Genomic DNA, 14,842 nt, shown 5'->3' with positions numbered 1-14,842 from the left:
TGCGCGGGTCTTTGCGGCCCGCTTCACACTTCTCAACCCATCTGACTTTCTCACCTCAAGTATCATGCCAGGCAGCCGATGCTATTTACGGGCAATTTACCCTTTGTGATCGGCATCAACCTTGAAAAAATTGTGACAAATGCATTAATGTCTTCTTATCAGGCAGCTCTGTGCTAGCCAAAGGTCATGAAATCAGTTTCAGCGGAGCCAAATCGACAGGATGTCAGGGGAGTTGAGGAGGTCGCATTGCTAACCCGGGAATTCTTATTAAAAGCGGATTGTAAAACATCATTCGGCGATATTGATGACACGCTGCTGTGGAGCTGTGAGCAACGTGCCGCTTCTCTCGCTGCCACGCTTGCCTGTCGGCCTGACCAAAGTCCGGTGTGGATTTTCGGTTACGGCTCGCTAATGTGGAACCCGGTTTTTGAGTCGGAAGAAGTGGCTTCTGGTCATCTTGATGGCTGGCATCGTGCTTTCTGTCTGCGGCTCACGGCCGGACGCGGTACCGCATCGCACCCTGGCCGCATGCTGGCGCTGAAAGAGGGTGGTAGCACCAGTGGGCTGGCGTTTCGTCTGCCAGAAGCGCGTCTGCATGAAGAACTGGAATTGCTGTGGAAGCGTGAAATGATCACTGGCTGCTATCTGCCCACCTGGTGTGAACTGAAGCTGGACGATGGTCGCAGCGTATCTGCGCTGGTGTTTATTATGGATCCGCGCCATCCGCTATTCGAAGCCGATTCCTGCCCTGGGACTATCGCCCCGTTAATTGCCCAGGCCAGCGGCCCGCTGGGCACCAACGCGCAGTATCTCTTTGCGCTGGAGCAGGAACTGGCAAAGCGCGGTATGCAGGAAGAAGGGCTAACGGTGCTTGCCAGCCAGGTCAGAGCGCTGCAACAACGTACAGCGCGTTTATCCTCTTAATTGCCGGGATTAATCAGCCAGGTGCCAGGTTTATCAATGGTCAGCGTCTGGCTGTGAACCTGGCTGCCACTGTGCACTTCAATATGATACTGGCCTGCCGCCAGGCTCAGCGAGGCAAACCCGTTGCTGGCAGGCTTCACGTTCTGCGCTTTCCCATTCAGCACGATATTCTCGCCGCTCTGCAAACGCAGATAAAGGGTTGCCAGCGTTGGTGCATTGCTGACGGTTTTGCTGGCTTCGGCGGGTGCGGGTGTGCCTGAGTTCGCTAACGGCACCACCACGTCACGATGATTCACTTTCCAGACGGCAACAATCACCGCCAGCAGTGCAACGGCAGCCACCGCCAGCAGTCCGGGTGATAAACGACGGACGTTGCGTGGGGTGAGCGGTTCAATGGCCGCCGCCGCATGGTTAACTCCCATGATCTGGGGTTCAGGAATGATGATCGCTGGTTCAGGTTCCGCTGGCGTTTCGCTGACGCTGGTATACTGGGCTACCAGCGCTTCGACATCGCTTACCGGTAAGTCGATCAGGCTGGCGAAAGCATCAATGGTTTGTGGCCGGTCAGTGGGTTTCATCGCCAGCGCGCAGTCGATGGCATGCAGCAGGGGCAGCGAATAGCCTGCAGGTTTGCGTTCTACCAGCGGCTGATAGTTGTCTTCAATGCAGCGCACCACGGAAACCGGTGGCGCATAGCCGGTAATCAGATTATGCAGTACCGCGCCCAGCGCGTAGATGTCAGTCCAGGGGCCTTGTTCGCCTTCACCTTCTTCGCTGTATTGTTCAATGGGCGCAAAACCGGGTTTCAGCATAATCTCGGTTTCATCGGACAGGTTGCCAATCTCTTTACGCGCGGAACCGAAATCCAGCAGCACAGGCAGCTGGTTTTCCTGAATCTGGATATTATCCAGTGAGATATCACGATGCAGGTAGCCGGCCTGATGAATGGTATTGATGGCGCCAAACAACGGCGGCAGCAGGCGACGTATCCAGGCTTCGTTGACGCTTTCCGGGCTGGTCAGCTGCCACTCTTTCAGCGTCATGCCGCTGTAGTAGAGCGTCCCCATATAGGCAGTGCCGTTCTCTTCCCAGAAACGCAATACATGCAGCAGGCCGGGATGATTAAAACGCGCCAGCAGACGGGCTTCCTGAATAAAGCTATTGCGACCAGCGTTGAACAGCTTCTGAAAGCGCTCGCCGCGCAGCTCCAGCGACAGATCAGCAGCACGAATAGCCAGTGAAACCGGCATATATTCTTTGATGGCGATAGTGCGCTCCAGCTGATGATCCCAGGCACGGTAAACAATGCCGAAACCACCGCCGCCAATCACATCCTTGATTTCAAACTCATTGAACCGGTAACCCGCAGGCAGGGCGTTGGGTACTTTCTGATTATCGTTTGCCGACATAGTGAACTCTCTGAACACGTCCTGTAGCGCCCGGCCATCGCGATGACATGGGCAACGACCGCTAATTAATTAATGTTACGCCAGGCACCAATCGCGGGATCGGCGAGATCCGCATGCAGGGTGTCAATCAGTAACACAGTCACTTTTTGCTGTGGCATAAACTGTGGCGTCCAGACGCCACGTAAGGTATCAACCCGCTTTTTAACGGCATCACTATCCTGTCCAGCGGTCTTATCCATTTTGATCAGCAAAGTCCCGGTAAAGCGCCACAGGTGTTGTTGCGCATCAAACGGCAACACCAGCCAGCTACCGTCGGCATCAGGACGCGTCACAATCATGCGTTGATTATTCACAGCCACCACCTGCAACGCTGTCGCGTTCAGATTGAGATCGGCGATGGGATAACCCTGATAAAAATTCACTAACTGCTTGCGGGTCTGACCGGCACTCATCAGCGTCAGTTCGCTTGCACCTTCCAGCCAGCCTTCACTGGAGCAGTGCTGCTGGGTACTCTCCGGGACAAATAACGATTCCCCTTTCTCATCCCATGAAGTCCGGAAATGGCAGCCACCGGGCAGCGCAAATTGCTGCAATGGCGTGCTGTCCGCAGGGCGCGATAAATCAAGCGGTGCGGCATTATCGTTGCTGGCACTGGCCGTGGCGTCATTCAATACAATCGGCCGCCAGTTCTGCAATTTGGTGGCACTGCCGTTCGCCAGTACGCTGCCTTCTTTATCCGTCATTTGCCAGGGAATGACATCAAGCGTGCCACACTGATTCGCCAGCAATGTCCCTACGCGTGGCAGGAAGCTGGTCAGTACGCTGGAGTCGGTGCTTTTACCCGAGACAATGCGCAGCGGCAGCGTTTCTTTACACCAGTCGTTCGGCGCATTACTGGCCACGTCATCGATATACACTTCCAGTGAGAGGCTTGGCGAGTACACCACCCGATAATCTTCTGCCTGTGCTGTCAGGGTGAGCAGCAAGGTCGCTAAGCCCGGCAACCACAATTTCATATGAATCCTTGCATCAATAACGTGACGGCAGAAAACGTGCCGCATCAGCCTGGGAATAAAGCAGCGTTGCTTCCTGTGGCTCGCCAATCCAAATCGCCAGAGCACTCAGATTGTCGCTTTTTACGCTGCGGTTAACGGCTTGTTCCATCAATGCCAGCCACTCTTCGCAGGCATTCACCATGCGCAGTGCCTGTTCCATTTCTTCGGTGGTCAGGTTGAGCCAAAATCCGTCGGTGCAGACAAGAAATGCGTCGCCATCCTCCAGCGCAATCACATCGCTAAATGTGGCGGGTTTCGCCGGTTCAACGCCCAGCGCATTATAGAGTAAATTACTGTTAATGCCGGTATTTTCATAGCCAGCTTCGCGTAACTGCTGGGCAAGACTGTGGTCACGAGTGACCTGGTGCAGCGCACCGTGACGGAAGTGATAAACCCGGCTGTCACCCGCGTGCGCCCACCACGCGCATTGTTTTTCCCGGTCAATAAACAGGGCGGCGAGCGTGGTACTCATGCGGGAAAAATTCGGATTCTTTCCCTGCGCGTCCAGCAACACGCGCTGGCAAAGTTTCACCGCTTCACAGGTGACTTCCGGTGTGAAGTCCTCATTGTCCTGCAATGCACCCAGCAGCGTGTCACGTACCAGCTGTGCCGCCATGTCTCCGCCGGGTATGCCTGCGACGCCATCACAGACCAGAAAACAGGCTTTATGCTCGTCAAGTTTCGCGCCGGTGCGATCCTGATTTTCATCGCGCATACCCTGCTGGCAGCGACTGGCAAACATCATCTTCATGCGTCTTCGGTCCGCGTTTGTGAGTCCTTGTATTGATTGACTTCCATGTCGTAGGCATGAAGAAAGGCTTCGCCGAACAGGGTGTGGAAGTCATCCTCAATCTCACCGGCGGTGCGCTGATAATGACGGGAAAAATGGTCCCACAACGCGGCTTTGCGGGTATTGGAAAACGGCATTTTCGGCATGGCACCATCGCGTCGTGCCTGTTCTTCCAGCCGTTGCGGATTGAACGATTGCAGCATCGCCGCAATAATGGCGCGAATCCCGGCGATCATTCCGAGTTGATGCGCCTGTAAATCCACCAGCGCATCGCGTACCGCCGTTTCCGGCGGCATAAAGCCCGGCATCTGGCTCTGGTACATCTGCATCAACACAGTTTTGCCGGAGGGCAGGATCTTGAACGGGTTATTGGCCTCATTGAGGATCATCGTCATGTCAGCTTTTACGCCGCGCTTGAGAATCGAGCGCGAGGAAAGCAGCGCCACCGTTCCCTGTGAGAACAGACTCAACATGCGGCCAGTGACCCGCATTTGATCTTCATTCATCGGCGTCTGATGGCCGTTATTCAGCCCCATCCCCTCCAGCAAAGCAGCAATCAGTTTATCCTGATCGCTGCCGGTCATGATGGCGGGCAGGGCGGGGGAATCGCTCTGTGGATCGATGCCGAGCCGGGCATCATTATGGCGTTCAGAGCGTGTCACTAAGGGTTCAGAGATAACATTCTCGGCGGGGATATGCAGGCCATCCAGCATGCCGAGAGGATCGCTTTCGCTGGCAGCAAACAACGCCAGCGGATCATCTTTTTGCGTGCTTGTACGCACCGGATCGCGGACCTCCAGGCCATAATCGCCAATCTTTAGCGTATCGCCATGCTGCAGGACCGCCTGCGCGCCACGGGGTAATGCCGCACCATTCAACACCACCGAGGTGACGCTTCCCTGATTGGTCAGACGGCATTCGCCTTCTGGCGACAGATGTACCAGTGCCTGCAGGCGCGAAATGGCCCGCGATTCATCCGGCAGCACCAGGTCATTATCCTGGCTACGGCCGATGGTGCCGCCGGGAGGCTTAAACGCCACCGTTTTTGCCGGCACATCCGTATTGCATTGCACAATGGTAAATTCCATGAGTCTTCCCGTTTTCAGAGGGCAAACGTCGCGGTCTTATTCGAACATCGGCGGATAAAGACCGTTACGTCCCGGCTGTGCACCAGACGCCGGGTTAAACAATAACGAAAAAAGCTGCGCGGTGAGCGGGCCACTGTGTTTATGTGTGGCGTGAGCAAAACCGTCACTGCGATTACTCCACCAGTAGCTGATATGCTGCTGGGGATCAAACTGGTCTGCCACCTCACGCCAGCTCAGCGTGCTGGGCAGATCGTCAAAACCGATGACATCCATGATGTCAGAGCGACGTTTTTCCGGTACCAGTAAAGGTGACACCTGCTGTATCGACTGTTCCAGCTGCTCCGCTGTCTGTGCTTCACGCACAGCATGCCACAGCGTCGCGCCCAGCTCCTGGAACCACTCACCGGAAATCGCCAGTTGCGCAGGATGCCACAGGTTGAGTGGAAAATGGTGCAATGCCAGCAGCGGCCAGGCGCGACCAACGCGATCGCACGAGGGCAGCAGGCAACCCATTTGCACCTGTTGGCGCAGTGGCGAAATCGGCAAAACAAAATTCCACACCGGTGCGGCGAGAAACTGCTGGGTACTGGCATCATTCTCCGGGTGCCAGTGCAGCAATCCCTGTTGAAACCAATGGCTCCAGGATGTCACGGTATTTTCACTGAGACGCTGTCGCAGGAAATCACCGGTTGTCGGCAATTTCCCGTACCAGCCTGGGGCGGTATAGGTCGCCATCGTTACCTCACCATTACTCACTGCGTCCGGTCAATCGCTGTGCAGCCTTTAAAGGCACGAGCGTCAGCGTATTGCCATTCTGACCCGCATTTTTCAGATTTTCCGCAAGCTTACGCATCATCAACGCATTGTCGCTGGCATAAGGCGAAGACTGAATCTGCTGATCCAGCAATTGGCTGAGATGCCAGTCCAGTTGTTGTAAATCGCGAGCGCTGACATTGGCGGGCAGGGAACGTTGCAGGTTTTGCATCAGCCAGCCGCGCAGAAACTCACCGTCATAATTGCGAGGCTGATACAACATCTGATAGGCCCGCAAGGCATTGCGGCTGTATTCATTGTCGGTACCGGGATCGTCGCGCAGCAGATTGGTGATTTGCTGTGCCACGCGTGGCAACAATAAAGACTTTAAGGCGTTTTGATAAAGCACCCATGCCGCGTCACTCACCTGATTACCGCGATACAAGCCGACACGCATAGTAAGCGGTGGATTGTCGAGGGAAAAACGGTCCGACAGCGGCAATTTGACCAGGTTATTTAAGAAGGGTAGCAGATCAAAAATATTATCAGCGGGCTGATGAATCACCTGCTGGCTCTGGCGGGTAATGGGCGCGATACGAGCGGCGACCTGGTCCAGATAGCGCTGATTCTGGAGATAACTTGCCAGCCACAGACAGGAAAGCAGCAGCAGGGCACCCGTGAGGGCACCGTAGCCAATCCAGTGAAATAACCGGTTGCGGTACTCCCAATGGCGGTTACTCCCGGCCAGCCCGCTTTCACGAAACACCAGGTCACTCAGGAGATTACGGATAAAAAAGCTTTGACCTTTGGTACCGGGAATCGGGCTGCTGCGATTGACACTATCCCAGGCGGCAATGGTGTGCTGCCCAGCCAGCGGCAGCTGTAATTTACGGTTTAACTCACCCATGATGCGGTCAAAGGGCAAGCCTTCCTGGGTGCCGCTGGTAAAAAACAACCCGCGCGCGGACCAGGCCACTGCATCCTGATGGCCGGAAAACACCACATCGAGATATTCACTCAGCAGCGGTCGCAGGGAGCTGAATTCCTGCGGGAAAAGGAAACTGTCGGCTCGTTGCGTCAGGTCGCGATCCTGCGCCATCACCCCCGCCAGCTGCTGTTGCAGGCGCTGCTCCAGCAGGTGGAAATGCTGATTGAAGCTGCGATGCCAGCTATCCTTGTGCGGTTTACCCGGATCCCACGGAAAGGTGAAACCCCAGACGGCATCGCGCTGTTGCTTAGTCAGTGCACCGTAAAAACTGAGAAAACCTTTCAGCAGATCGGTTTTCGTCACCATCACATACACTGGGAAATGAATGCCGGTTTGCTGATGCAGTTCGACCATACGCTGGCGCAGGGCGGTGGCCTGAGCATGGCGCGCTTCGGCAGAGTCGGTCAGCAGATCGGCCACGCTAATAGTAATGATGACGCCGTTAATCGGCTGACGGGTGCGATAGCGTTTCAGCAAATGGATAAAGTTTTGCCATTCGCTGGCGTCGCGTGCGCGCTGACTCTCCTGCAATGCATAGCGACCGGCGGTGTCGATCAGTACCGCGCTGTCGGTAAACCACCAGTCGCAATGGCGTGTTCCGCCAACACCACGGATTGCCGCGTTACCAAGGCTATCGGTAAGGGGAAAATCCAGCCCGGCATTAAGCAGGGCGGTGGTTTTACCGGCTCCGGGAGCGCCAATGATCACATACCAGGGTAACTGATAGAGATAGTGGCTCTGAAACCGTGCCAGCCAGCTTTGCTGTGGACGTCGGCCAAACTGGGTACGCTTCAGGCGCTGTGCGGCTTCACTGAAACGTTGTGTCAGTAACGTTTCGGTTGCCTGGCGATCGGTTAACTCTTCACTGTTGTCCTGTTGCAGACGGGTGAGGAGTTTACTGTTAAACCACCCCCGCCAGATTGCCGGGATAAACTGGAACAGAACCCAGAAAAAATAGAGGAAGCCCACCACCAGCTGGCGTGGCCACACCGGTTCGAGCGGGCGGGTATCGCCCCAGCTCCACAGCGGACCGAGTATCCACAGCACGCAACTCAGCGCGCTGACACCAATAAAGCTCCACAGCAGGCGGTGGGTTAATAAATGCTGAAGTGATGCGCGCATCACTGGCCTCCCTGATGATTGCTGAGGGTTTCCGGTGCCGCGAATAAGGTGATTTCCACCCGGCGGTTGCGGGCGCGGTTTTCATTGCTGTCGTTGGGCAGCAGGGGATTGCTGTCGCCACGTCCTTCAGCTTTTACGTTGTGCCCCTCAGCCAGCTGCGGATTGAGCAACTGCGCCACAGCGCGAGCGCGGGCAAAGGAGAATTCATAGCTGGAGGCAAAGCGTCCATCCACCGCGCTGTCATCGGTATATACTGAAACCAGCACCGTACCTTTCACTGATTTCATCGCACTGGCGACGTGTGCCAGTAGGGCGCGTCCCACCTGATTGACGACCGTACCGTCGGTAGCAAACAGCTTATCGGCGGGGATGATCACCTTGCTCCCAAATGCACCATCGCTGACTTCCAGTTGCCCGGCGGCGATCACATCGTTAAGGCGCTGATGCAGGTCAAGCAGTGCCTGGGGGGATGTCGGGCGGCGTCCTGGCGTAATTTGCGGTAACGGTGTTTGATAGATGGCGCGCAGCAGGGGTTCCGCGGCATTGCCCAGACGCCAGTTCAGGCCACTGTAGATCAGGCAGGCCACCAGGGTCGCCACTGTGACGCAGGCCCACAGTGGCACCATCGGACGGGATAAGCTGCTCACCAGCGGATGGACCTCTACCAGGCGAGCCATTGCGGCAGCGTTATCCGGACGGGTTTCGGCAATCAAATGCGCCAGGCGCTTACGGATGATTTCGCACTGCGCAGGGCCGTTCTCACTGCCGCGATAGCGGCCTTCGTACCCCAGCAGCAGACAATAGTGAATCACTTCCAGCAGCCACAGATGTTGTTCCGGGTTTTGTGAAATGCGTGACAGCAGTTGAAAGACCTTGTCGCCGCCCCAGCTTTCATTATGGAAAGTGACCAGCATGCCATTACCGGACCAGACACCCCGGGTGCCCCATGGCGTTTGCGCGGCGGCTTCATCCAGCAGGCTACACAGGCAATAGCGAGCGCCAATGATCATCTCAAACGGTAAACCGGCTTGTTTACAGCGGTTTTCAAACTGGCGAACTTCATCGATAAGTAACTGACGCAGCCCGGCAGGATCGTCATGCGTCGCGGCCTGCCGAATCTGAACGACGGCATTGAGGATTGGGGCTGCGGCAGTCAATAAAAGGTTATCATTGCCCGCGACGTTCGCATCACGTGCAGGAGCGTCCTGAGTCATTAAATCGTGTTCTTCCAGGCAATAGTGAAACTCTCTGCCCGCAGAGAGTCAGCCTTCTGCGGGCAATATGCGCCGGATTTCATGTTCAGTCTAAGATCCAGGTCGCGGTATCGTTGGTGCGGCATGCCTTACTGGCACCCCCCACGTCTACACAGACCTGTTTGCTGCGGCGGGGACGGGGACGGTCGCTGCGCACGGTGGCATCATAACGGCTGCTTTCGACGCCCGCTTTCGGCGGTACGTAGCCAATCAGCTGACCCTGTGCTTCATCTGCAATTGCCAGCCAGCTATGTTCAACCCGACCTAAAACTTCAAAGGTTTTACCGGTTTCCAGGTAACGCACCACTTTGCCGCTATAGTCGGGTGTAGTCATGATGGATGCGCCATATAAGGCACGAAAGCTCTCATTGACCGGCGTGAACTCGCCAGGTGCTGCCACCGCATGACGATGAACCAGTTTAACCCCATTCACTTCACTGGTTACCAGGGTGTCATCTGTGACTGGCGGCGGTGGCGCTTTACAACTCGCCAGAGTGAGCACCGCCAGCAGTGTTAGCACAAGACTCTTATTCACCATGATCCTCAAATTTCATCAGATTAACTACATAATGGGGAGTCCCGGGTGCCTGTTAACGGGCGCAGGAGGCCGGATTATGCAGTGAGAAAGCCATCAAAAAAACAGACAGATTACAGAAAGATAGTGCTCCCGTCAGTCTACCTAAGACTTTTGAGAATTCAAACCATTGCACCGTATGAAATCCCGTGCTAACGGGGAAAACGGGACGATCGTTGGGTGATAAAAAAACTGTGCGCGTGGGGATAGTTAAGCCAATTTAACTTATTTGATGCGATTCGGCGCTCCGGCCAGCGTAACCGCTTTTGATACCCGTCAGGACCAAAAATAAACGGTAAATAAGATTAATCTATTTTCTGTTGTAAAAAAAGATTGCGGCAGTAAACAATTTTCTTACTTTCAGAATATCCGCCCCTGATTCGGCCCGTTGCAACTTCAGTTCCGGCATGGCTTTTGCTAAGTCTTTTAGTCGAAAAGGTTATTTGCCAGGAGAATGCGATGACTCAGGCTGTGGATTATTTGCAGGCCAGCCGCGCGAGCGAAATTGCCAGCCTGCAACGGCTGCTGCGTACTGGTGAATTAATCACTGCAATCAGTGAGTTAATTCATCTGTTGCAACGCGAAAGAGGCGTCAGCAACATCTGGTTGTGTTCAGACGGACGTTTATTTGGTGATGAGCTGGAAGCGCGCGCGTTGGATGTCCAGCGTGGTCAACAGCACATGCTCGCCGTGCTGCCACCGGCAGATGCGCAACCAGGCTACAGTCGCTTCTGCCTGTTAATCGCGGCGGGTTTACAGGCGCTGGAAGGATTACCCGCACTGCGGTTGCAGGTACAAAGCCAGCAGCTGGCGCATGCACAGGCGATGGAAGCGTTCAACCACATCATCCGCACCTTACTCAATCTGGTGTTTGAAGCGGCGGATACCGCCAGCGAGCCGGATATTTCACGCGCGCTAATCGCGCTGTTCAGCTTTATGCAGGGGAAAGAACTGGCCGGGCAGGAACGCGCCACCGGCTCTGCGGGTTTTGCCGCCGGACATTTTAGTGAGCAGCAGCGGCAGCGGTTGCAGGCATTGATTGAAGCCCAGGAGCAAAATTTCGCCACCTTCAGCCAGTTCGCCGATGCCTATAATCTGCAACGCTGGCGCGCTATGGCTGATGCGGGAGGGGATATTGAACGTCTGCGGCGTATCGCCTGTACCGGTGCGCATTGTGGCGAGAGCGGCGTACTGCAATGGTTCCGGTTGCTCACCGCGCGTCTCGATAAAATGAAACAGGTAGAAGATGGCCTGAGTGCCATGTTAATGAGCTGCTGCCAACGCGCCATCGCTGCCAGTGAGCAGCCTGATACCCACGCGCCTGCGCTGGCGGATGAGGCCGGTTTCACCTTATATGTAGCAGGTGCGAACTGGCTGGCGGGGCAGGATATCACGCTGGATAGCAATGGTCTGGCCCCCCAGCTGGGCCGTTCGGTGCTGTCGCTGATCCGCGAGCAGGCGCAGCGTTTACAAACGCAGGCCGATGAACTGGCCAGCATGCGCGCCTCGCTGGATGAGCGCAAAATCATCGATCAGGCCAAGGGCTGGCTGATGCAACAACATGGCTACAGTGAGCAGGACGCGTGGCAGACGCTGCGTAAAAGCGCCATGAACCAGAACAAACGTATCCTTGAAATCGCTCAGGCGATCCTCGCGGTCGCCGCCACGTTAAAGACATAACCCATTAGAGTTAGCTGCACAAACAATGTGCGTATTTTGCGTCAACGCAGTGCGCACCGCTGAACGAAAAAAGGGCTTAGCCGCTTAACTGCCTGAAATGTCGCCCTTCACCTTCCTGGCACAGCCTTTGCAATATCCTGAATGACATTACGCATTTGTTTTGCCAATGGCGGCAGAACGAGTGCTTTGGATAAAGGCGTCCGGCCCCGTGCAATTGCATGTGGGAGGACGCCTTTTTTTATTCCTTTTTTCAGGGTAAAGCGGATGAGCAAAACGCGGTTTTCGATTTCCCGTCGTCAGTTTTTGCTGGGCAGTGCGGTGGTGGGCAGTAGCTATCTGCTGCCTGGCTTACGCAACGCCGTCTGGGCAGCAGGCAGTGATGCGCCGGAGAAAAGTACAGTGCGGGTGGGGTTTATCCCGTTGACGGACTGCGCACCGGTGGTGATGGCAGCAGTAAAAGGATTCGACAAAAAATACGGCCTCAGCCTGCAACCCAGCAAAGAAGCCAGCTGGGCGGCAGTGCGCGACAAACTGACGTCCGGTGAGCTGGATGCGGCCCATGCGTTGTACGGCATGATCTATGGCCTGCAATTGGGTGTGGCCGGGCCGCAGCACGATATGGCCAACCTGATGACGCTGAACAACAATGGCCAGGCCATCACCTTAGCCAATCAGCTGAAAGATCAGAAGGTGACCGATGCCGCCAGTCTGAAAACCCTGATCGCGGGCAGCGCCAAAGGCACGTATACCTTTGCTCACACCTTTCCCACCAGTACCCACGCCATGTGGCTGTATTACTGGCTGGCAAATGCCGGGATCGATCCCATTGAGGATGTGCGTACCGTGGTGGTGCCACCGCCACAAATGGTGATGAACATGAAGATCGGCAATATGAGCGGTTTTTGTGTTGGCGAACCCTGGAACCAGCGTGCCATCAGCGACAACATTGGTTTCACCGCCACAACCACACAGCAAATCTGGCCAGATCACCCGGAAAAAATCCTCGCCACCCGCTCGCAATGGGTCACGGAAAACCCCAACACTGCCCGTGCGCTTACTGCTGCGGTACTGGAAGCCGCGCGCTGGATTGATGCATCCGACGACAACCGACGCGAAACCGCGCAAACCCTGGCAGGGCGCGCCTGGATCAACACCAAACCCGAAATCCTGGAAGGCCGCATGTTGGGTCATTACGAAAATGGTCTCGGTCAGCAGTGGCAGGACGCGCATGCGATGCGCTTCTTCCACGACGGTGAAGTCAGCTTCCCGTGGCTTTCCGATGGCATGTGGTTCCTGACGCAACTGAAACGCTGGGGAATGCTGAAAAGCGATCCGGATTACCCTGGCGTGGCACAGAAAATCAACCGTATCGACATCTATAAACAGGCTGCGGCTGCGGTGGGCAATGTCACGCTGCCTACTGGCGTCATGCGCAGCAGCACCCTGATGGACGGCAAAGTGTGGGATGGCAGCAACCCTGCCGCCTACGCCGCCAGTTTCGCTATTCACCATTAAGAGGAGTTGCCATGAAATCTGAAGCGCGCACCCTGAAACCCCCGGTCAGCGCCGCCGCGCCGACGGCGCAGGTGATCACTCTCAAGCTTCAAACGACCCCCAGCATCCGCCAGCCCTGGCTGCGGCCGCTGTTGCAACGGCTGATTCCGGCAGGCTGCGGCATGCTGTTGCTGCTGCTGGTATGGCAAATCGCCGCGTTGTCCAGCAAAGGCTTTCCCACACCGTACGCCACCTGGCAGGCGGCACTGACCCTGTTTGCCGACCCTTTCTATAACAACGGTCCAAACGATCAGGGCATTGGCTGGAACGTGCTGGCATCGTTACAACGCGTGGCGGTGGGCTTTGGTCTGGCAGCGCTGGTGGGCATTCCGGCAGGCTTTCTGCTCGGTCGCTTCACCTTTGTCTCCCGCATGTTCAATCCGATCATCGCGTTGCTGCGTCCGGTAAGCCCGCTCGCCTGGCTGCCAATCGGCCTGCTGCTGTTTCAGCGTGCTGAACCGGCCTCCAGCTGGACCATTTTTATCTGCTCCATCTGGCCGATGGTGATCAACACCGCCGAAGGGGTGCAACGCATCCCGCAGGATTACCTCAACGTGGCGCGGGTGCTGCAACTGTCTGAATGGACGGTGATGCGCCGCATCCTGTTCCCGGCGGTGTTGCCCGCCGTGTTGACCGGGGTACGTCTGTCCATCGGTATCGCCTGGCTGGTGATCGTCGCCGCCGAGATGCTGACCGGAGGCCTGGGGATTGGTTTCTGGATCTGGAATGAGTGGAACAACCTCAATGTGGAAAACATTCTGATTGCCATCGTGATCATCGGCGTGGTCGGGCTGTTGCTCGAACAAATACTGATGCTGCTGGCGCGTCGTTTTAGCTGGGATAAATAAGGAGCCTCTCTGATGAATTCGATCATTCGTGTGCAGCAGGTGAGCCAGCGTTTTGCCACGGCTCAGGGTGATTTCCTCGCCCTCGATAACGTCAGCTTTGACATCCATCCGGGAGAAACCCTCAGTCTTATTGGTCATTCCGGCTGTGGCAAATCGACGCTGCTTAACCTGATTGCCGGGTTGACCGCGCCGAGTAACGGTGTGCTGCTGTGTGACAACCGCGAGATCACCGGTCCTGGCCCGGAGCGCGCGGTGGTGTTTCAAAACCATTCGCTGCTGCCGTGGCTGACGGCGTATCAAAACGTGGAACTGGCTGTGCAGCAGATCTTTAAAGGCAAGATGAGTCGCAGTGAGATGGCGGAGTGGATCGAACACAACCTTGGCAGGGTGCAGATGAGTCATGCCATGCATAAACGCCCGGGTGAAATCTCCGGTGGCATGAAGCAACGCGTGGGCATTGCCCGTGCGCTGGCGATGAAGCCGCGAGTGCTGCTGTTGGATGAGCCCTTTGGTGCGCTGGATGCACTGACCCGCGCCCATTTACAGGACAGCGTGATGCGCATCCAGCAGGAACTCAACACCACCATCGTGCTGATTACTCACGATGTGGATGAAGCGGTGCTGCTTTCTGACCGGGTGCTGATGATGACCAATGGGCCAGCTGCGCAGGTTGGCGAGATTCTGGCGATTGATTTGCCACGCCCGCGCTCGCGTGTGGCGTTGGCCGATGAGCCGCGTTATCACCAGTTGCGCCAGCAAATCCTGCACTTCCTCTACGAAAAGCAGACGGCGGTCGCGTAAGGA

13 protein-coding genes are annotated in these 14,842 nt (G+C 56.1%); 5 read left to right on the top strand and 8 right to left on the bottom strand.

Going from position 1 to position 14,842, the window contains the following annotated elements; all coding sequences use genetic code 11:
- Nucleotides 1–246: 246 nt before the first annotated feature.
- A complete protein-coding gene (locus tag AC6I8X_RS11625; protein ID WP_299451646.1) occupies nucleotides 247–924 on the top strand; it encodes a gamma-glutamylcyclotransferase in 678 nt (225 codons plus the stop codon).
- Here AC6I8X_RS11625 and AC6I8X_RS11620 read toward each other — a convergent pair.
- The 8 genes from AC6I8X_RS11620 to AC6I8X_RS11585 form a co-directional block, all read right to left on the bottom strand.
- Nucleotides 921–2,333: a serine/threonine protein kinase gene (locus tag AC6I8X_RS11620; protein WP_313688427.1), complete on the bottom strand. Its 1,413-nt coding sequence runs from the start codon at nucleotides 2,331–2,333 to the stop codon at nucleotides 921–923. The genes AC6I8X_RS11625 and AC6I8X_RS11620 overlap by 4 nt on opposite strands.
- A gap of 65 nt (nucleotides 2,334–2,398) precedes the next feature.
- Nucleotides 2,399–3,349, bottom strand: a complete 951-nt coding sequence (locus AC6I8X_RS11615; protein WP_497839827.1) for a hypothetical protein — start codon at nucleotides 3,347–3,349, stop codon at nucleotides 2,399–2,401.
- A 13-nt stretch (nucleotides 3,350–3,362) separates the two neighbouring features.
- Nucleotides 3,363–4,139, bottom strand: a complete 777-nt coding sequence (locus AC6I8X_RS11610; RefSeq protein WP_313688429.1) for a PP2C family protein-serine/threonine phosphatase — start codon at nucleotides 4,137–4,139, stop codon at nucleotides 3,363–3,365.
- The gene (gene tagH / locus AC6I8X_RS11605) at nucleotides 4,136–5,266 is read right to left on the bottom strand and encodes a type VI secretion system-associated FHA domain protein TagH (RefSeq protein WP_416412281.1); all 1,131 of its coding nucleotides are present in this window, start codon (nucleotides 5,264–5,266) and stop codon (nucleotides 4,136–4,138) included. The genes AC6I8X_RS11610 and tagH overlap by 4 nt, the downstream gene beginning before the upstream one ends.
- 36 nt (nucleotides 5,267–5,302) lie before the next feature.
- Complete coding sequence (gene tagF / locus AC6I8X_RS11600; protein ID WP_299451637.1) at nucleotides 5,303–6,001, bottom strand: type VI secretion system-associated protein TagF; 699 nt, start codon at nucleotides 5,999–6,001, stop codon at nucleotides 5,303–5,305.
- A 13-nt stretch (nucleotides 6,002–6,014) separates the two neighbouring features.
- Complete coding sequence (gene tssM, locus AC6I8X_RS11595) at nucleotides 6,015–8,129, bottom strand: type VI secretion system membrane subunit TssM (protein WP_497839826.1); 2,115 nt, start codon at nucleotides 8,127–8,129, stop codon at nucleotides 6,015–6,017.
- On the bottom strand, nucleotides 8,129–9,343 hold the full coding sequence (icmH, locus tag AC6I8X_RS11590) for a type IVB secretion system protein IcmH/DotU (RefSeq protein ID WP_497839825.1): 1,215 nt from the start codon (nucleotides 9,341–9,343) through the stop codon (nucleotides 8,129–8,131). The genes tssM and icmH overlap by 1 nt, the downstream gene beginning before the upstream one ends.
- Before the next feature lie 85 nt (nucleotides 9,344–9,428).
- The gene (locus tag AC6I8X_RS11585) at nucleotides 9,429–9,920 is read right to left on the bottom strand and encodes an SH3 domain-containing protein (RefSeq protein ID WP_415860450.1); all 492 of its coding nucleotides are present in this window, start codon (nucleotides 9,918–9,920) and stop codon (nucleotides 9,429–9,431) included.
- Nucleotides 9,921–10,415: 495 nt separating this feature from the next.
- Between AC6I8X_RS11585 and AC6I8X_RS11580 the strand changes: the two genes are divergently transcribed.
- From AC6I8X_RS11580 to AC6I8X_RS11565, 4 genes are all read left to right on the top strand, one after another.
- Nucleotides 10,416–11,636 (top strand): nitrate- and nitrite sensing domain-containing protein, encoded by a 1,221-nt coding sequence (locus AC6I8X_RS11580; RefSeq protein ID WP_497839824.1) that lies wholly within the window; start codon nucleotides 10,416–10,418, stop codon nucleotides 11,634–11,636.
- A gap of 264 nt (nucleotides 11,637–11,900) precedes the next feature.
- Nucleotides 11,901–13,151 (top strand): CmpA/NrtA family ABC transporter substrate-binding protein, encoded by a 1,251-nt coding sequence (locus AC6I8X_RS11575; protein ID WP_497839823.1) that lies wholly within the window; start codon nucleotides 11,901–11,903, stop codon nucleotides 13,149–13,151.
- An 11-nt stretch (nucleotides 13,152–13,162) separates the two neighbouring features.
- Nucleotides 13,163–14,038 carry a nitrate ABC transporter permease gene (gene ntrB / locus AC6I8X_RS11570; RefSeq protein WP_313684093.1) on the top strand — a complete coding sequence of 292 codons (876 nt, stop codon included), beginning with the start codon at nucleotides 13,163–13,165 and terminating at the stop codon, nucleotides 14,036–14,038.
- A gap of 12 nt (nucleotides 14,039–14,050) precedes the next feature.
- The gene (locus tag AC6I8X_RS11565; RefSeq protein ID WP_497839822.1) at nucleotides 14,051–14,839 is read left to right on the top strand and encodes an ABC transporter ATP-binding protein; all 789 of its coding nucleotides are present in this window, start codon (nucleotides 14,051–14,053) and stop codon (nucleotides 14,837–14,839) included.
- The last annotated feature ends 3 nt before the right edge of the window (nucleotides 14,840–14,842 follow it).

The organism is Pantoea sp. X-Soil-TKNS-1280 (genome assembly GCF_059730475.1).
This window is presented reverse-complemented; position numbering and strand designations above follow the sequence as displayed.